Source organism: Parasulfitobacter algicola, from assembly GCF_013315265.1.
In the GTDB taxonomy this organism is placed as follows: Bacteria; Pseudomonadota; Alphaproteobacteria; order Rhodobacterales; family Rhodobacteraceae; genus Parasulfitobacter; species Parasulfitobacter algicola.
Window position 1 is genome coordinate 273525 of record NZ_JABUFE010000002.1, and the last position, 19991, is coordinate 293515.

24 protein-coding genes, 1 tRNA gene and 1 pseudogene are annotated in these 19991 nt (G+C 51.7%); 12 read left to right on the forward strand and 14 right to left on the reverse strand.

The annotated features are described in order from the left end of the window. Positions 1-33: 33 nt before the first annotated feature. From murB to ftsW, 7 genes are read right to left on the reverse strand one after another with little or no spacing between them, the layout of a single operon-like run. Complete coding sequence (gene murB, locus HRQ87_RS05125; RefSeq protein ID WP_174135935.1) at positions 34-957, reverse strand: UDP-N-acetylmuramate dehydrogenase; 924 nt, start codon at positions 955-957, stop codon at positions 34-36. Continuing rightward, entirely contained in the window at positions 944-1264 is a 321-nt protein-coding gene (locus HRQ87_RS05130) for a hypothetical protein (RefSeq protein WP_174135937.1), read from the reverse strand. The genes murB and HRQ87_RS05130 overlap by 14 nt, the downstream gene beginning before the upstream one ends. Beyond that, complete coding sequence (locus tag HRQ87_RS05135) at positions 1242-1499, reverse strand: DUF2484 family protein (protein ID WP_174135939.1); 258 nt, start codon at positions 1497-1499, stop codon at positions 1242-1244. Before HRQ87_RS05135 ends, HRQ87_RS05130 begins: the two co-directional genes overlap by 23 nt. Further along, positions 1496-1783 (reverse strand): DUF2484 family protein, encoded by a 288-nt coding sequence (locus tag HRQ87_RS05140; protein ID WP_217430382.1) that lies wholly within the window; start codon positions 1781-1783, stop codon positions 1496-1498. The genes HRQ87_RS05135 and HRQ87_RS05140 overlap by 4 nt, the downstream gene beginning before the upstream one ends. Further along, positions 1747-3144, reverse strand: a complete 1398-nt coding sequence (gene murC, locus HRQ87_RS05145) for a UDP-N-acetylmuramate--L-alanine ligase (RefSeq protein WP_174136305.1) — start codon at positions 3142-3144, stop codon at positions 1747-1749. Before murC ends, HRQ87_RS05140 begins: the two co-directional genes overlap by 37 nt. Before the next feature lie 17 nt (positions 3145-3161). Continuing rightward, positions 3162-4268 (reverse strand): undecaprenyldiphospho-muramoylpentapeptide beta-N-acetylglucosaminyltransferase, encoded by a 1107-nt coding sequence (murG, locus tag HRQ87_RS05150; protein WP_174135941.1) that lies wholly within the window; start codon positions 4266-4268, stop codon positions 3162-3164. A 9-nt stretch (positions 4269-4277) separates the two neighbouring features. Further along, entirely contained in the window at positions 4278-5444 is a 1167-nt protein-coding gene (ftsW, locus tag HRQ87_RS05155; protein WP_174135943.1) for a putative lipid II flippase FtsW, read from the reverse strand. Between the two features lie 133 nt (positions 5445-5577). Between ftsW and HRQ87_RS05160 the strand changes: the two genes are divergently transcribed. Both HRQ87_RS05160 and HRQ87_RS05165 read left to right on the forward strand, forming a co-directional pair. Beyond that, positions 5578-6774, forward strand: coding sequence for a BaiN/RdsA family NAD(P)/FAD-dependent oxidoreductase (locus HRQ87_RS05160; RefSeq protein ID WP_174135945.1), 1197 nt, complete (start codon positions 5578-5580; stop codon positions 6772-6774). A gap of 127 nt (positions 6775-6901) precedes the next feature. Then, positions 6902-6976 (forward strand) — tRNA-Gly (locus tag HRQ87_RS05165). Between the two features lie 138 nt (positions 6977-7114). Here HRQ87_RS05165 and HRQ87_RS05170 read toward each other — a convergent pair. Then, a complete protein-coding gene (locus HRQ87_RS05170; RefSeq protein ID WP_174135947.1) occupies positions 7115-7426 on the reverse strand; it encodes a hypothetical protein in 312 nt (103 codons plus the stop codon). Positions 7427-7911: 485 nt separating this feature from the next. On the opposite strand from HRQ87_RS05170, the gene hisB reads away from it, so the two are divergent. Both hisB and hisH read left to right on the forward strand, forming a co-directional pair. Continuing rightward, positions 7912-8499 (forward strand): imidazoleglycerol-phosphate dehydratase HisB, encoded by a 588-nt coding sequence (hisB, locus tag HRQ87_RS05175; RefSeq protein WP_174135949.1) that lies wholly within the window; start codon positions 7912-7914, stop codon positions 8497-8499. A gap of 4 nt (positions 8500-8503) precedes the next feature. Continuing rightward, a complete protein-coding gene (gene hisH, locus HRQ87_RS05180) occupies positions 8504-9142 on the forward strand; it encodes an imidazole glycerol phosphate synthase subunit HisH (RefSeq protein WP_174136307.1) in 639 nt (212 codons plus the stop codon). A gap of 57 nt (positions 9143-9199) precedes the next feature. Here hisH and HRQ87_RS05185 read toward each other — a convergent pair whose 3' ends face one another. Continuing rightward, positions 9200-9808: an imm11 family protein gene (locus HRQ87_RS05185; protein ID WP_174135951.1), complete on the reverse strand. Its 609-nt coding sequence runs from the start codon at positions 9806-9808 to the stop codon at positions 9200-9202. A gap of 224 nt (positions 9809-10032) precedes the next feature. After that, complete coding sequence (locus HRQ87_RS05190) at positions 10033-10425, reverse strand: DUF2147 domain-containing protein (RefSeq protein ID WP_174135953.1); 393 nt, start codon at positions 10423-10425, stop codon at positions 10033-10035. Positions 10426-10560: 135 nt separating this feature from the next. On the opposite strand from HRQ87_RS05190, the gene hisA reads away from it, so the two are divergent. Both hisA and HRQ87_RS05200 read left to right on the forward strand, forming a co-directional pair. Beyond that, a complete protein-coding gene (gene hisA / locus HRQ87_RS05195; RefSeq protein ID WP_174135955.1) occupies positions 10561-11283 on the forward strand; it encodes a 1-(5-phosphoribosyl)-5-[(5-phosphoribosylamino)methylideneamino]imidazole-4-carboxamide isomerase in 723 nt (240 codons plus the stop codon). Between the two features lie 11 nt (positions 11284-11294). Next, positions 11295-11639: a hypothetical protein gene (locus HRQ87_RS05200; protein ID WP_174135957.1), complete on the forward strand. Its 345-nt coding sequence runs from the start codon at positions 11295-11297 to the stop codon at positions 11637-11639. A gap of 3 nt (positions 11640-11642) precedes the next feature. On the opposite strand, the gene HRQ87_RS05205 is transcribed toward HRQ87_RS05200, so the two are convergent. Continuing rightward, positions 11643-12080 carry a DUF302 domain-containing protein gene (locus HRQ87_RS05205; RefSeq protein ID WP_174135959.1) on the reverse strand — a complete coding sequence of 146 codons (438 nt, stop codon included), beginning with the start codon at positions 12078-12080 and terminating at the stop codon, positions 11643-11645. A gap of 109 nt (positions 12081-12189) precedes the next feature. Here HRQ87_RS05205 and hisF point away from each other — a divergent pair, with 109 nt between their 5' ends. The 6 genes from hisF (at position 12190) to otnC (ending at position 18203) form a co-directional block, all read left to right on the forward strand. After that, a complete protein-coding gene (gene hisF, locus HRQ87_RS05210) occupies positions 12190-12948 on the forward strand; it encodes an imidazole glycerol phosphate synthase subunit HisF (protein ID WP_174135961.1) in 759 nt (252 codons plus the stop codon). Beyond that, a complete protein-coding gene (locus tag HRQ87_RS05215; RefSeq protein ID WP_174135963.1) occupies positions 12945-13259 on the forward strand; it encodes a phosphoribosyl-ATP diphosphatase in 315 nt (104 codons plus the stop codon). The genes hisF and HRQ87_RS05215 overlap by 4 nt, the downstream gene beginning before the upstream one ends. Before the next feature lie 52 nt (positions 13260-13311). Beyond that, the gene (locus HRQ87_RS05220) at positions 13312-14760 is read left to right on the forward strand and encodes a tetratricopeptide repeat protein (protein WP_174135965.1); all 1449 of its coding nucleotides are present in this window, start codon (positions 13312-13314) and stop codon (positions 14758-14760) included. 29 nt (positions 14761-14789) lie between these two features. Continuing rightward, positions 14790-15791, forward strand: coding sequence for a phosphatase domain-containing protein (locus HRQ87_RS05225; RefSeq protein ID WP_246251756.1), 1002 nt, complete (start codon positions 14790-14792; stop codon positions 15789-15791). 111 nt (positions 15792-15902) lie between these two features. Beyond that, entirely contained in the window at positions 15903-17501 is a 1599-nt protein-coding gene (locus HRQ87_RS05230) for a GMC family oxidoreductase (protein ID WP_174135967.1), read from the forward strand. A gap of 54 nt (positions 17502-17555) precedes the next feature. Next, positions 17556-18203, forward strand: a complete 648-nt coding sequence (gene otnC, locus HRQ87_RS05235; RefSeq protein ID WP_174135969.1) for a 3-oxo-tetronate 4-phosphate decarboxylase — start codon at positions 17556-17558, stop codon at positions 18201-18203. Positions 18204-18302: 99 nt separating this feature from the next. Here otnC and HRQ87_RS05240 read toward each other — a convergent pair whose 3' ends face one another. From HRQ87_RS05240 to HRQ87_RS05250, 3 genes and pseudogenes are all read right to left on the reverse strand, one after another. Continuing rightward, entirely contained in the window at positions 18303-18512 is a 210-nt protein-coding gene (locus HRQ87_RS05240) for a hypothetical protein (protein ID WP_174135971.1), read from the reverse strand. Beyond that, the gene (locus HRQ87_RS05245; protein WP_174135973.1) at positions 18509-18931 is read right to left on the reverse strand and encodes a hypothetical protein; all 423 of its coding nucleotides are present in this window, start codon (positions 18929-18931) and stop codon (positions 18509-18511) included. The genes HRQ87_RS05240 and HRQ87_RS05245 overlap by 4 nt, the downstream gene beginning before the upstream one ends. A gap of 4 nt (positions 18932-18935) precedes the next feature. Further along, positions 18936-19988: pseudogene (locus HRQ87_RS05250) on the reverse strand (agmatinase family protein). Positions 19989-19991 lie beyond the last annotated feature (3 nt).

Consider the following 19991-nt stretch of genomic DNA (forward strand, 5'->3'; position numbering starts at 1 on the left):
TTGGCCGATTCTTATTGCCCCTTTTCGGGGTGATTATTCCGGGGCCGGTTCACCAACCCTCATGATTTCCCACTCTAGCTTTATTCCGCTGGACGCGTAAACCTTTTTTCGAACCTGTTCGCCCAAATTTTCCAAATCCGCGGCTGTTGCATCACCGGTATTCACCAGAAAGTTGGAATGCTTGGGCGACATTTGCGCCCCACCAAGCGTTGCACCACGCATTCCGGCGTCATCAATGACCTTCCAGGCTTTCAAATCATGGGTATCATCGGCACGACCCGTACTGGAAAATCCAGCCGGATTGCGAAAGGTGCTGCCAGCCGTGCGATCCTTGGTGGGTTGGGTTGCATCCCGCTTTGCCAGTTGATCATCCATTCGCGCCACCAGTTCATCGGGATCGACTTTGGGCCCTGTGAATGTGGCCTCAGCCAGAACCCAGCCTTCGGGCAAATCCGTTTGGCGATAGCGAAAATTCAAATCTTGCGCAGTCAGTGTCACCAGATCACCGGCACGTGTGACTGCTTTTGCACTGACGAACGCATCGGCAACATAGGACCCATAACACCCTGCATTCATCCGCACCGCCCCACCAATGGCACCGGGAATTGTGCGCAGAAATGTCAGATCGACGCCCGCCTCAGCCGCCTTGCGCGCCACATGTGCATCCAACGCAGCAACACCAGCGGTCACCTGCTGACCTTCGATCGTGATCTGGTTAAACCCACGCCCCATGCGAATGACTACAGCACGCAAGCCGCCATCGCGCACGATCAGGTTCGACCCTACACCCATCGGAAAGACGTCAACGTTAGTGGGCAATTGTCGTAAGAAATCCTGCAAATCCTGAGCATCGGCAGGCTGAAACAGGTAATCCGCAGCCCCCCCGACACGCAACCATGTCAGGTCAGACAAAACACGATTTGGCGTCAAACGCCCTCGAACCTCAGGCAGTATCATGTGTGGCTTTCTGATCTATGAAGCGGTGCAAAAGAAATCCAAACGCCCCAAAACCAAACGCAAGCAAATTTACCAATATGCAAAGCTGTATCAGGTTTTCCCAAATGCCATGATCGTGCCAGTTTACAAAAAACCACGTTGAAATACCCAAAGTTAAAAAGACACATGATCCGGATGCAAGCACAATCCAGCGCTTATAAGCACCGAAAGCCGCATGTTGCATCAGCTTCAATCCGACACCCAGGCTTGTTCCAATCAAGATCAAAACGATAAATTCAGAACCTTCAATCACTTTGCTTTTTCTCAAACTTGCGCCTGATCCAGCGCCACAGGTAAATAGCCGGCCATCGCAGCACCGACATCGCAGCAACCAAAAACAACAGACCAACCCATGGCCCATTTTGATAGATCACATATCCCAACAACGGTGCCCCGATTGCAATCAGAAAATAAGCGCGCGTCCAGTGATTATCTTTGCTGGGGATCATCGCCAATACATTCGCCACGACAACCCAGATACAGCACAGCAGTAATGAAATCATTCCGGTCCGTCCCAAGGTAACCCGCGCCATTTACGATAAAAATAGATCAGAGGGTTTCTGAACATCGACGCAAAAGCGAAAAGTCCCACAAAGAATATCCATGCCCCATGCTGATACGCCACAAATCCCAGTAAAAAGGGTGCTGCGATCAACAACATGATGCCTGGCGGATATTGATATCGCATGGGCAAAAACGCAACAAAAGTGCCGATCATTACCCAGATCGCACCCAGGAACAGGGAAAGACTTATGCCTTCAATCGCTGTGGTAATCCATTCGCCCATGCGCTGATTGTACCAGCCCCAAGGCAAACAACAATATCCCCTGGCTTGGCTTGTTCACGAACCAGTCGTTCCAAATCGTCTTCGCTGACAATCGCGCGGGCGTGGCGGTGACCATGGCGGATCAAACCGGCGACAAGATCGTCACGGCCTGCGCCGTCGATGGGATCTTCGCCCGCGCTGAAAACCTCGGCGATGGCAACAACATCGGCATCATTAAAACACGCGCAGAAATCGTCAAACAGCGAAGACAGACGCGAATACCGGTGGGGTTGATGCACAGCGATCACGCGACCTTCTGTTGATTGGCGCGCGGCTTTCAGAACCGCTGCGATTTCAACGGGGTGATGACCGTAATCATCAATGATTGTGACGCCACCAACCTCGCCCACTTTGGTAAAGCGGCGATTGACACCTGCGAAATTCGCCAAAGCCTCGCGGATTTCATCCATTTTCATGCCCAAATACCGCGCGACAGCCACAGCCGAAAGCGCATTTGAGACATTGTGGTCCCCTGGCATCGGCAGACTGCAGCCTTCAATCACCTTGCCTTCGGCCTGCAGCGCAATATCGAAAAGCGCAACGCCTGCCTTGTAAGTCAGGTTCACTGCCCGCACATCAGCCTGCGCGTTAAAGCCAAACGTGACCACCCGGCGGTCAGATATCTTGCCAACTAAAGACTGAACTTCAGGGTGATCGGTGCAACAGACAGCCAGACCATAGAACGGAATATTCGATACAAAATCCAAGAACCCCTGTCGCAGCGTATCAAAATCACCCCAATGCTCCATGTGCTCTGGGTCGATATTTGTCACAATCGCAATGGTGGCAGGCAAACGGTTAAAGGTGCCGTCGCTTTCGTCGGCTTCGACCACCATCCATTCGCCCTGCCCCATCCGCGCGTTCGATCCATAGGCGTGGATAATCCCGCCATTGATCACGGTCGGGTCGATGCCGCCCGCATCCAACAGCGTTGCAACCATCGTGGTGGTCGTGGTCTTACCATGCGTACCTGCCACCGCGATATTTGACTTCAGGCGCATCAGTTCGGCCAGCATTTCAGCCCGGCGCACAACGGGCAGGCCCGTCAGCCGCGCCTGATCCAGTTCGGCGTTACCCGGTTTGATTGCGCTGGATATCACGACAACCTCGGCCCCTTGAAGGTTTTCAGCCCGTTGTCCTTCAAAAATCGTGGCGCCCAAAGCTTTCAAGCGTTCCGTAATTTTTGTGGCCTTCAGGTCAGATCCTTGAACGCGATAACCGTGGTTCAGCAGCACCTCGGCAATGCCTGACATTCCGATGCCACCAATGCCCACAAAGTGGATTGGTCCCATTTCGGTTGGAAGTTTCGTTGCCGCGTTCATCAGAGCCCCACCATCCATCATGCGTTGTGTCCCGCCTTTTGTGCCAATTGTTCAACCATGTCCACCAGCGCGCCTGTTGCATTAGGGCGTCCAACTGTGCGTGCGCCCGCTGCCATCGCAACGGCAGCCTTGTCTTGTGTCAAAATTGCACTGATGTTTTCGGCCAGACTTTCAATTGTCAGCTTGGATTCCGGGATCAATACAGCCGCTTGCGCATCGACAAGCCCGCGTGCGTTTGCCGTCTGATGATCACCTGCTGCAACTGCATACGGAATCAAAATCGAAGGTCGCCCAATCACACTGATATCGGCAATTGATGATGCCCCGGCCCGGCTGATTACCAATTGCGCATCCGCCATACGGCTTGGAATATCATCGAAAAAAGCCCGCACATCAGCATCAATACCATGATCAGAATAGAACTCGGCCACGCGATGCCCGTCTTCGTCACGTGCTTGGTGCGAAATGCGGATATTACGCAGGATATCTTCGGGCAGCTTCGTGATTGCGCCAGGGACCACATCAGACAAAATGCGTGCTCCTTGCGATCCGCCAATGACCAAAATGCTCATCGGGTAATCGCCGGGCGGAATATAGGGCGCACCTTCACGTTCTAGCACGGCCGCGCGAACGGGGTTACCTGTGTCAAACGCCTGCACACCAGCAGGCATCGGCGTGGGCCATATACCGCAAGCGACCGCATCGACCCGCTTTGCAAAAACCTGATTAACACGCCCAAGAACGCCGTTTTGTTCATGGATCATCCGCGGGCGTCGCAAAATCCAGGCAGCTGACAGCGCGGGAATACTGGGATAACCCCCAAAACCCACCACAACCGTTGGCTTATCTGACAGCATTTTGACCTTGGCGCTGATGATCCCGCCCAGAATACGAAATGGCACCAGAAGTTTCGCAGCAATTCCGCCCCGCGCAAAGGTTGCACTGGAAATCTGTTCAATCTCGACCGCATCCGGAAAACCGCTGATATAGCGTGCACCACGCGCGTCAGTTGACAATTTTACGCGCCAACCGCGTGCCAACATCTGTTCAGCAAGGGCCTGTGCGGGAAACATGTGCCCGCCCGTACCGCCTGCCGCCATGACTAAAAGTGGCTTTTTACTCATCACATTCTCCTACCGGGTACGCCTGAGAAGGATATCCCCGATCTCGCCCTGTGGTCTTGTCCGCGTGAATGCCAGCAACATTCCAACCGCAATCCCGCCTGCAATCAGAGACGACCCACCATAACTGACAAAGGGCAACGTCATGCCCTTGGCCGGCAGCATACGCACCGCCACACCCATATTGATCATCGCCTGAATACCAAAAATACAGGCCAATCCTGTGCCCGCCAAACGAATAAAGGGATCACGTTCCCGCATCAGTCGCACTAGCGACCGCACCACAATCACAGCATAAAGCATAATGATGCACAGCACCAAAATCAGGCCATATTCTTCTGCAGCCACAGCAATGATGAAATCCGTATGTGCGTCAGGCAGCGATTGTTTCACTTGACCTTCCCCCACACCCACGCCCAAAAATCCACCCTCACGGATGGCGTTTGTAGCATAGCCAAGCTGGGTGTTCGGATCCACATCAGGGGCCAGAAATCCGTCAATCCGGCGCGCAAAGTGTTCAGAACTGTTATAGGCAATCATGCCAGCAAAGATCACAACAACGGCCATACAGGCCAACAGCAAAATCGGTGCACCTGCGATAAACCACATCACACCCCATGCAAATAAAACCAACGCCGCTTGCCCAAAGTCAGGTTGCGCGGCCAGAAAGGCAACAATCATCATCGCCAGAAAAAATGACATGGTCTTGCCGGGGGGACCATTCACCTCTTGACTGGCGGAAATCATCCAGGCGGTTATCACCACAAAGCCGGGTTTCAAAAATTCTGATGGCTGCAGCGACGCAAAACCAAGCGAATACCAGCGAACCGCCCCTTTGCCGAAGTCAGTACCAAAGATCGGCAACAACATGACCGCAAGCAAAGCACATAAGAAACCCAGCACCGCCAAGCGTCGCACCAGGTTCGGCGCCATCATTGATGTCAAGAACATCGACACCAGCGCCAACCCGCCAAAAAAGGCCTGACGCTGCACGTAATGAAACGGTTCAAACCCGTTTTTGGCCGCCAACGGGGGCGATGATGCCAAACCCAGCAACAAACCTATGCCAAATAAAATAAGGATGCAGGACATCGACAACTTGTCGATTGTCCGCCACCAGCGTGGAAGAATTGGCTCTCCGTCCCGCGCGGGGACTGCGCCATAGACCATTTCCGTCATGGATTACCGCTTTACTGCCTCTTGTTTCGCCTCTTTCCGAGGTCTGATATTGTCTGTAACGCGATTTGCCACTCGTTTCCAGAAAAATAGCATACGCTTGCCAAATCCGCCGAAAAGCGCCAAGTCGCACATTATGCAATTGGATACATTGATCATCGGCGCAGGTGCAGCGGGCATGATGTGTGCCGCCCATTCCGGCGGACGCACATTGGTGATTGATCATGCAAAATCAGCAGGCGAAAAGATCAGAATTTCGGGGGGTGGGCGGTGTAATTTCACCAATATGTATGCTGCCCCCGAAAACTTTTTGTCGCAAAACCCGCATTTTTGCAAATCAGCACTTAGCCGTTATACACAGTGGGATTTCATTGATCTGGTCGCACGCCATAACATCTCGTATCACGAAAAAACTCTGGGCCAGCTGTTTTGTGACACATCTGCCAAAGACATCATCCGTATGCTGCTGGATGAAATGACAAAAGCAGGCGCGGATCTTTGGTTGCAGACATCGGTTACAGATATACGCAAACAAGATACAGGGTTTAAAGTCGATCTGGAAACAGATGGCACACGCAAAACTGTCAACTGCCAAAACCTGGTGATTGCCTGTGGCGGTAAATCCATTCCCAAAATGGGTGCCAGCGGGTTCGGCTATCAAGTCGCACGCCAATTCGACCTGACCATGACCGATACGCGCCCCGCGCTTGTTCCCCTGACCTTTGGCGATGACGTATTGTCCGATCTGAAGCAACTTGCCGGCCTGTCTGTACCTGCGCGTGTGTCTTGCAATGGCACCAGTTTTGACGAAGGCCTTCTTTTCACACACAGGGGCCTTTCCGGGCCATCTATCCTGCAAATCAGTTCCTACTGGCGGGAAAAAGACGCTATCTCCATTCATCTTGATCCTGCTCAAAATATTGATACCGAACTTAAAAGCAGGCGCACAACATCCGGGCGACGCAACCTTTCCACGACGCTGGCCGATCTGCTGCCCGCGAGATTGGCGCAGCATATGATCGCGCTGTCGGGGCTTTCAGGCAATCTGGCAGATCAATCGGATCAGACATTGTCTTTACTGAATAAGTTGCTGACCAATTGGCAACTGACCCCCATCGGATCCGAAGGATACCGCACCGCCGAAGTGACCCTTGGCGGTGTCAGTACAAACATGCTGTCTTCTAAAACGATGGAAGTCAAAACAGTACCAGGCCTTTATTTCATTGGTGAAATCGTTGATGTCACCGGCTGGCTTGGTGGGTATAATTTCCAATGGGCCTGGTCATCAGGCTGGGCCGCAGGTCAGGCAACTTCAAGTCGTTTAAAACAATGAAACCAAATGCTGTAGACAATGCGCGCAGCAGCTACCGCGACGGCAAGAACGTTTTTTTCTGCATTTCGGTGAAATTTCCTCTTGCAGGCTGGCGGCATAGTTTATATCTGACGCCTTACCCAAGGAAGCGGGCGTAGCTCAGGGGTAGAGCATTACCTTGCCAAGGTAAGGGTCGGGCGTTCGAATCGCCTCGCCCGCTCCAAAACAAATCATTAAATCACTGACCTGACATACTGGATTTACCAGTATGATTGGGTTTTTGTGACTGATGGCCCCATCGAAAAACGGGGCCCAGCATTTCAGCGGGCCCCGTTGTTTGTCACCGGTGACGGTTGTTGGATTATTCTGAACGATCGCTTTCCAGACGGTCTTTCAGCATTGCCAGTTCGCTCAGCGACAGGCCTTGGCCTTCGACACCCAGGGAACGGGCCAGCTGGTTGTCGGTGGCGACACTTTGTGTTGAGACGATATCGTTGCTTGTGCGTTCAAAACCGATGCGCTCGTCGCTGTCGTTGGCAGCTTTGATGGCGGCCAGTTGGTTTGTGGTGAACACGCCGGGTTCAACTCCGGCCGAGCCTGCCAGCTGTGTATTCGCGAATGCAGGGGCAGCGATGGCGAGGGTCAGGGCGGCAATTGTTGCTTTAACGTACATGGTTTTGGTCCTTTATGTTTGCCCACTGGGGCGTTTTGGGTATGGCCGTTTGGGCCGGTGGGTGGCGGTTGGACTGTTTCAAGTCCGCTCGTCGGATGAGATTGATTTAGGGACGATGTGCGGGGTTTGACATTGGCGAAACCGGCCATGGATTATGTGCGCAAATGCACATCACTGCGGCGTGAGCAGGTCTTGCCCTGCCTGCACGCGCGATCCCGTTTGTTTATTAGGGAAACGATCCCACCGCAGCACGGATGTTACAACACCCACCCAAACACCCGCCAAATCCTCACGAACGGTGTGAGGCGTGAAATATTTGGGGAAGGGTGTTTTTTTGTAAATCATGCTTGCCAAGTGCAATTTGGCACGGGTGTATTGGGAAGATAACAATCATAATTGTCATCCATTTCATTCCAAAATAAAAAAGAGAGCTTTGAATTTCGGACCCTTTGTCATTAAAGACGCCGTGACAGAAGGAATGGACTATGCGCACAGCCACGATCACTCGTAAAACCGCTGAGACTGATATATCGGTCAGTATCAATCTTGATGGCACAGGAACTTATGACAATAAAACCGGCGTTGGGTTTTTCGATCACATGCTTGATCAGCTGGCGCGTCATGCTTTGATTGATATGAAAATCAGCGCGACGGGGGATCTGCACATTGATGATCACCACACAGTCGAAGATACAGGGATCGCTTTGGGTCAGGCTTTGACCGAAGCCTTGGGTGAAAAACGTGGCATCAATCGCTATGGTGAATGCAGTTTGCCGATGGATGACGCACAAGTCCACTGCGCACTGGATCTGTCAGGTCGGCCATTTCTGATCTGCACCCTTGATCTGCCCACTGCCAAAATCGGTACATTTGACACCGAACTGCTGCGTGAATTCTTTCAGGCTTTCGCGACCCATGGCGGGATTACATTGCACATTGATCAAATCCATGGGTTCAACAGCCACCATATTGCAGAAGCCGCATTCAAGGCGGTCGCGCGTGCATTGCGGCAAGCGGTGGAAACAGATCCGCGCAAGGCAGATGACATCCCATCGACCAAAGGGACATTGTGACACTGTGCTGACAGTTATTGTTGATTACGACAGCGGCAATCTGCATTCGGCCGAAAAAGCCTTTCAACGGATTGCAGCAGAAACGGATGCCGGGCAGGTCATTGTCACATCTGACCCTGACCAGGTTGCAGGGGCCGACCGCGTTGTGCTGCCCGGTGATGGCGCCTTTCCGGCGTGTCGCGATGCACTTTTTGCGCAAACAGGCCTGTTCGATGCCATTGAACAGGCCGTTACGCAGCAAGCCCGGCCGTTTTTAGGCATTTGTGTCGGTATGCAGATGATGGCGACGACGGGTCATGAATATCGCCCGACACCGGGTTTTGATTGGATATCGGGCGATATTCGCCTGATTAAACCCGACAACCCGAATATGAAGGTGCCACATATGGGCTGGAATGATCTGATTATTGATCAGCACCACCCGATCGTTGACGGCATCAAAACCGGTGATCACGTCTATTTCGTGCATTCCTATCACATGCAGGTAATGCACACCCGGGATATGCTGGCCCATGCGGATTACGGCGGGCCGATCACAGCCATTGTCGGGCATGAAAATCGGGTTGGCATGCAGTTTCACCCGGAAAAAAGCCAGCAGGCCGGATTGCGGATGATTGCAAATTTTTTGAAATGGCGGCCGTGATTTTCTTAAATCATGACATCTTTGAATAACTTATATGCTTTTCAAATCGCGCAGATATTATACAATTTTACACTTTGTTAGCCCGAATATCTTATGAACATTTTCAGCTTTCAAGGCCTTGGCCAATGCATCGCTAAGGAAAAAAGCCTGAAATAGTCTGGGGTCCATCCAGATATCGCCAGGCTCGTATACCTCAGGCCCCACAACAACATCATTATCTTTCGGAACAAATCGAAGACGCCAAATATCTCTTTTTTCATCTACAGATACCAAGTTACCGCCACTGTCTGTTCGCAAGGCATTTTTCTGTAACCCAAAAACCAAGCATCGATACGCGCCAGGCATCGGCGTTACCTGGTCTTTTTTGAAAACTTGAGTCGGATAAAGTGCCCCCTGCCCCATATCGAAACGCTCAAGCACCTGTGCGACTCTTTCTGAAACAACCCAAATGCCATATGCGAAAAAAACATTCGGCAGAGTCAGGGATGTCCTTGATCCTTTCATAAACCAAATTTTCTTTGGCACCACCTCCGCAGATATCGGTTCACCGACCCACTGCTTTCTTTCTGCTTCTCTCAATTCAGCCTCATCATCACTGCAAAGGTCATGACGCATTGGCTTTATTAATTCGGCCTTCATCATAACTTTGCTGACCCAAACCGTCATCGTTTATCTCCACGTCAAAGTCGTTATTACTTTAAATGTCAGTGATCTCAGAATACCAATCAAGCGAAATAAACGAGCTTGGAGGCAAAGACACATACCCAGATCATTTGCGGCAAATTAAGAAACAGGATCACAAAAAGCTGTGCCCTAAATGTCTAATTTTTAAATAATATCAGCAAATACTCTTAAAAACAGCCTGCCCCCACGACAGACCATTTCAGATATTATCCGCTGACGCGTGTCCAGGTTTGGCCACGGCAAATTCCAAAGAAACAGCCTTTGACGACCAGACGGCTTCCATTCAGCTCCATCACTGAATTATAGGTCTTGTCGCGATCGGGTGCCCAAATCTTGCCACCGCTATAAGTGCTGTCGCCATCTGCCTGCATCGCCCAGATCATGCGTTTTCCAACTGTATCACTTTCGATCTGTTTGCCCGCACTGTTGAATGCCTTGGCGATGTAGCCGCAGATCGCATCACCGCATTTTGCGACGCGTATGTGACCAAAGGCACCATCATCACCCGGTTGCGTTTTCCAGGTACCCAGAACCGGGTCGGCCATTGCCGTACCCGCCAGACATAGCGTTGCAATCGTCGTTAGAATTATTCGCCTCATGGTGGAACCTCCCTCTTGAATAATGGGGTCAGTAAGGCCGTATGTCGGTCATCACGCAAGAACAACGCTAGGTCACTTTGCTTTTTCCAAAATCCGTGTTTAAGCAACATCGACCAGTGCAAAGGGAATAACATCATGATCCTCTATCCTGCAATTGATCTGAAAGACGGTCAGGCCGTGCGGCTTTACAAAGGCGAAATGGATCAGGCGACTGTATTCAATGATGACCCCGTAGCGCAGGCGATGGCGTTTCAAAATGCAGGATGTGAATGGTTGCATCTGGTGGATCTGAACGGGGCATTTGCCGGAACCCCTGTGAATGGGGGTGCAGTGACTGCGATTCTGGATCAGGCTAAAGTGCCCGCGCAATTGGGTGGTGGTATTCGCGATATGGCAACGATTGAAGCATGGTTGTCCAAGGGACTTGCCCGCGTCATTTTAGGCACAGTTGCAGTAGAGGACCCCGACCTTGTACGAACAGCCGCTAAGGCCTTTCCGGGGCAAGTGGCAGTTGGGCTGGATGCACGCGACGGGCGCGTAGCGACGCGTGGCTGGGCCGAAGAAACTGATATTCAAGTCATTGATCTAGCAAGGAAATTCGAAGACGCTGGCATCGCTGCAATCATTTATACCGATATCAACCGCGATGGTGCGATGCAGGGACCAAATATCCCTGCAACCGCAGCCCTTGCAAATGCTGTGTCGATCCCGATCATTGCATCAGGCGGTGTCAGTTCCATCGACGATCTGATTGCATTGAAAAATTGCGGGGCGCCCTTGAATGGTGCTATCTCTGGTCGCGCCCTGTACGATGGTGCGATCGATTTGCCATCAGCATTGTCAGTTTTGAAAGCGTAAGGAAGACCTGAATGTCTGTGTTAGCTATTGTTGCGATTATCGTTTCTGTTGTACTGCTTTTCGTCCGGTCGCGTGCTGAAAGCGGAATTGTTCGTTCATGGCTTTTATTGCTTCCGATCTTTGTGATCTTTATCACTGTGGCCGAGGCCGTTTTCCGCGCAAGCTGCGAAGGCACGGCATTTTCGGGATGGCATAGTTGCACAGGCATCCCAGATGTCATTGCGGGGGCACTTGATGCACCGCTGTTCTTACTGCCGCCCACGACTATTTTATCAGGTCCGTTCTTTTTATTGGCACTTGCCTATATCGAATGGAAGCACCGCAGGCTGGCCCGGCAAGACCCCGACCAGCCCTAAGGTTTATTGCCCGGCAGCTTTGGCCGTCAGGTTTTTCAACGCGCCTGCCATCATGCCACGCACAGGGGCATCGTCCGGAATGGCCATACCTTCGAACATGCCATCGACGCTTTCATAGGTCAGAAAAACACTGCCTTCGGCATCCTGATAAACCAGCACTTTCAGCGGCAGGACAAGCCCTGCCAGCGGATCGGCCTGCATCGCAGGTGTACCCAGCTTGGGATTTCCAAAAATCAGCAATTGCGATGGGGCCAGTTCCTGACCGACCGATTGCGCACCACCTGCATGATCGACACGCGCAAAAACGGTGGCACCCGCTCCGGTCACCGCTGCTTCCAATGCAGTCATTGTTTCATCGACCGAACCGGCAGCCGGAACCGTGATAATATCTGCCATTGCCGGGGCTGCCGCAACGGACAGCGCCAATAGGAATGCTTTCATCTTTCTCTCCCTCAGGTTTTGCGCAAGTTTAGCGGTTTTGACGGGTAAGCCAATTCACAACTCGCTCGCTCTTCCGTTATCGCTTGTTTCCGCCTAAAAGGGCGCCAAGATGTTGAAAACTCGTATCATACCCTGCCTTGATGTCGCTGATGGTCGCGTTGTCAAAGGCGTGAATTTCGTCGATCTGATTGATGCCGGCGATCCAGTGGAATCCGCACGCGCCTATGATGCAGCCGGTGCGGATGAATTGTGCTTTCTGGATATTCAGGCCACCCATGAAAACCGCGGCACGATGTACGATCTGGCGACGCGCACAGCCGAACAATGCTTTATGCCACTGACCATCGGGGGCGGTGTCCGCACGCCCGATGATGTGCGCAATTTGCTTCTGGCGGGCGCTGACAAGGTCAGTTTCAACTCTGCCGCCGTGGCTGACCCAGATGTCGTGGCGCGCGCGGCTGACCGTTTTGGATCGCAATGCATTGTCGTGGCCATTGACGCGAAAACGGTTGCCCCCGGCAAGTGGGAAATCTTTACCCACGGCGGTCGCAAATCCACCGGCATTGATGCGGTGGAATTTGCCAAGACCGTGGCGACCAAAGGCGCAGGCGAGATCCTTTTGACCTCAATGGATCGTGACGGGACACGCGCGGGTTTCAATATTCCGTTAACCCGCGCGATTTCAGATGCCGTGAACATCCCCGTCATTGCGTCGGGTGGTGTCGGCACGTTGGATCACCTTGTCGAAGGCGTGACCAAAGGCGGGGCCAGCGCCGTATTGGCCGCATCAATCTTTCACTTCGGTGATTTCACCATTCGGCAAGCCAAAGACCACATGGCGGCCGCAGGTATCCCGGTGCGCCCATGACCCATACTCTTGACCGCCTTGCCCAGACAATTGCCGCCCGAAAGGCTGCGAATCCGGACAGTTCATGGACCGCAAAGCTGATGTCCAAGGGGCCTGAAAAATGCGCCGAAAAATTCGGTGAAGAGGCAATAGAAGCCATTATCGAAGCGGTTAAAGGCGACAAAGAAAAACTGACCCGTGAAGCCGCCGATGTTCTGTACCACTTGCTTGTGATGCTGGCATCCCGGGATGTAGCACTTGCAGATGTTCTGGCTGAACTGGACGCGCGCGACGGGATATCCGGGCTTGACGAAAAAGCATCCCGCGAGTGATCAAGGTATAACGCATTCATCGGTCTTAGGGTTTACCCAGTCAGGAGCTTTCATGAAACGCCTTTTTGCAATCACACCGCTTCTTATTGCAGGACAAATGGCCCTTGCCCAAGACGGTCTGCTGACTTTGGAAGACACCAACAAGATTGAATATCTGTCCGATGCGTGCAGCGATTACCTGTCTTACGACTGTTTTAGCACGGGTAAAATATTGCTGAATATGGAATTCAAAGCGATCGCGTCCCTTGTTGAAAAAGGATGCGATGCCGAAAACACCCGCAGTTGTACCTTACTGGCAGGAATGCACTTAACCGAAACCGGGGTCGAATATGATACCAAAATATCGTCAGACTTATTCGCGAAATCATGCGAAAGCGGTGATGCTCAAGCATGCACATATCTTGGTATATCTTATTACAGGGGTGATGGGGTCGAAGTCGACACCGAAACAGGGCGCGCCTTTTATCAAAAAGGCTGTGACGGCGGCGACGGGCAAGGCTGCTCTAACTTAGGCTTCGCCTATAAAAACGGGGGATCGGTCACCAAGGATTTAACGCGCGCACTCACATATTTTGAAAAGTCCTGTGCAAGCGGGCATGGCATCGCGTGTTTTCAGGCAGGGCGCGCTTATGAAAAGGGCAACGGGGTCGAAAAGAACCGCGACCAGGGCATTTCTTTTTACGAACAGGGATGTCAACAAAACAACTATGCCAGCTGTGATGGTCAGGCCAAATTGCTAGATAGTCCTGCGGCATCGGCTGAAACGATGTCCAAGGTTGCATCCCTTTATACGAAAGCTTGCATGCACCAGGTATTCGCGGCCTGCGTTGATCTGGGATATATGCATTCACAGGGACGCTTTGTTCAGCAAGATAATCTGCGCGCCGCAGACCTGTACAAGCGCGCATGTGATGGTGACAACGCCCAAGCCTGTACAAATCTGGGATATTTTTATGAAATCGGCAAAGGTCTGGATATTGATATTATCAAAAGCGCAGAACTTTATCGCAAGGCTTGCGACCATGGCAATAACAGCGGATGCAACAATCTGGCGTTACTTTATGAAAAGGGTGAAGGGGTCCGTCAGGATGTCGATATGGCGATCAGTCTTTATGATGATGCCTGCCTGAACAGCCATGCCAGCAGCTGCACCAATCTTGGCTATCTTTATAAAGAAGGTGAATTGGTCGAAACTGATTATACCAAAAGCATCCAGCTTTACGAACGTGGCTGCAACTTTGGTCATGCGCTTGGTTGCACACGTTTGGGCTTTATGTACGACAAAGGTCTGGGCGTCCAAGTTGATTTTGACCGCGCGGCAGGGCTTTATGAAAAGGCGTGTGATGACGGAAACATGACAGGCTGTCGCAATCTTGGGCAGATGTATGAATATGGCGATGGGGTTTCTAAAAGCCAGACCCGTGCGCAGGAAATATACCAGAACGCCTGCGATCAAAACGATGAAAAATCATGTGGATATCTGGAGAATCTGACCAAATAGATATCTGTTTTTCAGAACTGGAACACTGCTTGAATATACTGAAACGAACGGCCCATCGAATTGCGCTTCTTTGGGAAAAAATATTTGATCGTCTTTTCAATCGGACCGGCAAGGATCGTCTGATTGAGGCCTATATGGGGTATGCCACGGATGAATATCTGATCGTGCGGGGCCGTGTTTTAACCGCGTTACGGCGGAACAAACCGCAGCCACATCAAAGCCGCCTGACGAATATCAAACAGATACTGTCCCTTTTTCTAACAGATGAAGTTGCAGATGTTGCTGTCAGTGCAGGCACACACAAGGCCCAGAGCGACGAAGAGGGTTATTTCCAAATTCTTGTTCCACGCGGTGACCAATACGGGTGGATCGACATTGATGTGACGATTGAGGATCGTGATGGCACAACGGCCTGCCCCGTGCTGATACCTGATCCCAGGGCGAATATTATGATCATCTCTGATATTGATGACACCATGCTTGAAACTGGCGCATATTCATTGGCGCGCAATCTGTGGACCTCGTTCAGTGGCAATGCCCTGACACGGCACGTATTTCCAGACGCGATTGAACTGATCGATGCTCTTTCTGACAAAGGCCGTAATCCTGTTTATTACGTCAGCTCATCGCCGTGGAACCTTTTTTCGTTTTTGACAGATATTTTTACCCGCACCAACTTGACCCGTGGTCCGATGTTTCTGCGTGATTTGGGGTTAAGCGAAACGAAGTTTATCACTGAAGGACATGGTAACCACAAAGGTGGCAGCATTGATGTGCTTTTAAATAGTAATGCTGAACTGCCTGCGATCCTGATCGGGGACACAGGGCAAAAGGATGCCGCGATTTATAAGGATGTGATCGATCAGCATCCTGATCGCATAAAAGCTGTCGTTTTGCGTACCCCGGGTGCGGGCTTGGATGCGGCCGATCATGCAGATATTGCAGCCCTGTCGAAAACAGGTATCCCGGTATTTCACGGGCGTGATTTTAAGGGGATGACAGAAAAGCTTTATAAGATTGCATTCGAATAGTATCATCACAGCTTCAAATTCAAGGCTTCTAAACCTATCGTAGTTTTAGCTTTATCCTGCAGCAAACTTAAACCATTGTGCTTTCCAAATAGCCCGGAAAGACAATTCCATATGCGCGATATTGGATCGTTTGATTATATCATAGTGGGCGCCGGCTCTGCTGGCTGTGTGTTGGCAAATCGGCTTTCTGAAGACCCCAAAAACAAGGTTCTACTGCTGGAAGCTGGGGGCAAGGACAATTATATCTGGATCCATATTCCCGTTGGTTATCTTTTTTGCATGGGCAATCCACGCACCGATTGGGGATACAAGACACAAGCCGAAAAGGGGCTGAACGGCCGGTCTTTGAATTATCCGCGCGGGCGTGTGTTGGGGGGCTGTTCGTCGATCAACGGTATGATTTACATGCGCGGTCAGGCAGCAGATTATGACAGATGGCGACAAGCTGGTAATGAGGGTTGGGGATGGGATGATGTCTTACCCTATTTCAAAAAATCCGAAGATCATTTTGGCCCTGCCGATGATCTACATGGAACCGGCGGCGAATGGCGGGTGGAAAAGCAACGCCTGTCCTGGGAAATTCTTGATGCCTTTGCGGATGCCTGCGAAAGCACAGGCATTCCTAAAGTCGATGACTTTAACAGGGGCGATAATTTCGGGGTTGGCTATTTTCGGGTGAACCAGAAAAAGGGGTGGCGTTGGAATACATCCAAAGCGTTTCTGCGCCCCGTCAACAAGCGTGCCAATCTAACGGTGCTGACCGATGCACAAGCCCACCGCGTTTTGTTTGATGGCAAAACGGCGACTGGTGTTCAATTTGATCGGGGTGGCGACATGCAGGTCGCCCACGCATCAGGCGAGGTTATCTTATCGTCAGGTGCAATCGGATCGCCACAAATTTTACAGCTTTCGGGCATTGGTCCAGCACAGCTTTTGCAAGACAAGGGCGTTCAGGTCATTCACGATCTGCCCGGTGTCGGGGCGAACCTGCAGGATCATTTACAGATCAGATGCGCCTATAAGGTCAGCGGTGTCAAAACGCTGAACCAGCGCGCGGGCAGTCTAATTGGGAAAATGGGCATCGGGATGCAATATGCGTTGTCCCGATCCGGTCCGATGTCGATGGCCCCCAGCCAGCTTGGGGCCTTTGCCAAATCTGATCCGTCTGTGGATTTTGCGGATCTTGAATATCACGTTCAACCGCTGTCCTTGAATGCCTTTGGCGAACCGCTTGACCCCTTTCCCGCCTTCACTGCCAGCGTCTGCAACCTTAGGCCCGAAAGCCGCGGCACCGTTCAGATCACCTCGGGTGATCCCAAGGACCACCCTGCAATTGCACCAAATTATCTGACCGCCGAAGCAGACCGCATCACTGCGGCCCGCGCCATCCGTCTGACACGTCAAATTACCAATCAACCTGCCTTGGCGAAATACAAACCCGAAGAATTCAAGCCAGGTCCGAATTATGAAACAGACGAAGACCTGATAAATGCGGCGGGCGACATTGGCACGACCATTTTTCACCCTGTTGGAACCGCTAAAATGGGATCTGATCCCATGGCTGTTGTCGGTGCAGATCTTCGTGTGCATGGTTTGCAAAACCTGCGTGTTGTCGATGCATCTGTCATGCCAAATATCACATCCGGCAACACCAACTCACCAACGATTATGATTGCCGAAAAGGGCTCTGACTTAATACTGGAAGGTTAAGCTGATGTTGTCAGCAGCCAAAACCAGCCTGCACATATCTGAATAGGAACGATCATGAATGAAAACAAATTGCGCGAAGACGTCTGTATCTGGGCGAAATCTGTCTTTGAGCGCGGCCTGACAGGGGGGGCGACAGGTAATATCTCGGCCAGGTTAGAGGACGGGGGGCTCTTGGTCACCCCAACGGGCAGCAGTCTGGGCCAACTTGATCCTGCCCGGCTTAGCCGTTTTGATGCCAAGGGCGTATTGATTGACGGTGATCCACCAACGAAAGAAGTCGATCTGCACGCTGCATTTTATGAAACTCGCAGCACTGCAGGTGCGGTCGTGCATTTGCATCCCACTCATTCAGTCGCCCTGTCGACATTGCCCGAAACCGATGCTGATTGCTTTCTTCCCCCTATAACACCGTATTCTATCATGCGTTTGGGCAAGGTCAAACTGCTGCCCTTCTTCGTGCCTGGCGATCCTGCGATGGGGGATGCTGTGCGCGGCCTTGCAGGAAAGCGAAGCGCTGTAATGCTGGCCCATCACGGCCCTGTCGTGGCCGCAAAGGATCTTGAAGCCGCTGTATACGCGATTGAGGAATTGGAAGAGACCGCAAAACTAGCACTTTTGCTGCGCGGAATGGGTGCCAAAATGCTATCCCCCGAAGATATCCAAAAGGTCGTTACCCGGTTCGATGTTGATTGGGACGTATGATCTTTCTGCGATCAGCCTAGGCCTCAGGGCGCATGCCCCGAAGACCCCCGCGCCCTTAGATTGGCGGATACGAATTGATCCAACACGGTTGTGTTTTGATCATCCAGAATGGTTTGAACGACCAACCTGATGTCCCGCTCCGCGCAGATGACGAAATGCTAAGATGCCAGCCACAAGAGCGATCAACACAATACCGATCATCATATTTGTGCCGCTGGATGCATGGGATGCAGACCCCAGATCCTGGTGATGTGCTAAAGCTGGGGCAGCGGCAAGCACTGCAGTCATTGTCGAAAGAAGTGTCTTCATTGGTCTAACTCCGGTTTTTTGGACAAAAGGAAATCGCGGATATCAAGTGTCGTTTTTTCATCCATCGACACATAGATCAGGGACATATTCGTGCGTTCGGACACCATCGGTCCGGGGAATGGCAAATAACTAAGCTTGCGTGATCCAAAGGACGGTGATGCAGTGCCGACCTGCCGTTCGGTTTTCAACTGTACATCAACCAGTTTCAGCGCCTTTGCCCCATCCGTACTTGGTTTTTCAAACGGTACAGCCGCAAGCCGCAGATAGACGGATTTATCCGCCGCCTGCACAAACCCATCAATGAATTGAGTGGCCAGCACCTGCAACAATGCGGCATCATTTGCGGGGTCGATGTGGCTGTGCAAGTGGTGATCGGGATGGTTGTGGCCAATGTGGCCGTTCACGATATCATGTGGCATTGGATCACCGCTTTCCTTCAAATTCGCCATGTGGGATATTAACGGGCTTGTCGACATCAAACGGCAGATACGCCATATCAACGCCGTCCCACGCCATCTCGGCAGTTTTATCGATGCCGATCTTTTCCATGTCAGACATGGTTATAATGTTGGTTTCACACTCGTGGGCAACTTTCACAGCCTCGCGCGGGACCTGCCAACCACCGATGCCAACCTGCACCAGGTTTTTAGTCGGAACATTGGGCAGGTTTGTCGAATGGAAACACGGGGTCGTATGCATCCGTTCATCCAAGTCCTTTTTCTGAATATCCGCGTGACGGTCAAAATGTACGATACCGATCTTTTTCGATGTGAATTCCGCAATGCCGCGCACACAAGGAAACCCGATGGAATGATCCCCTCCGATCATAATCGGCAAGCTGCACGAACTGAACACATGGCTGACCGAACGGCTGATTTGATCAAAACCTTTTTCGATATTAGCCGGAATAGTGAACACATCGCTCGCATCTCACAGTGTCATCTGTTCGCGCAAATCAAAGCCCAATTCATAATTATATAGTGTATAAAGTGCGGATATATTGCGCAAGCCTTGCGGCCCAAACCGCGGGCTGGGTCGATAAGTGGTACCACCGTCAAAAGGAATGCCCAGAACCGTGGCATCGTAATCCTTCACTTCTGCCACGTCCTCGGCATAGAGGGCTTTCAGAAATGTATTGATGCCCGCGTAATGCACCAACTCGCCCCGCGCAAAGGTCGGGATTGATTTATCCTCAATCGTATCAGCCACGGTCAGACCCATGCGCAAGGCCCAGCGGCGTTCTTCATCCCACCGCTCTTCGGGCAAATCGCCTTCGGCCTGCATCACCTTCCAGCCGCGCAATTTGGTCAGATCTGGGTGATGCAGACGCCTGTCAGTAAGATACATATCGCGTGGAGTGTGCGACCTTGTCCGTTCAGGTGGGTTGAAAAGCATGCGTTTTCTCCTTGATTGTTTGAAATGGAATACCGCCATCGCGGGCATCAAAATCGTACGTAATTGTGGCTCCGTGGGCATTCG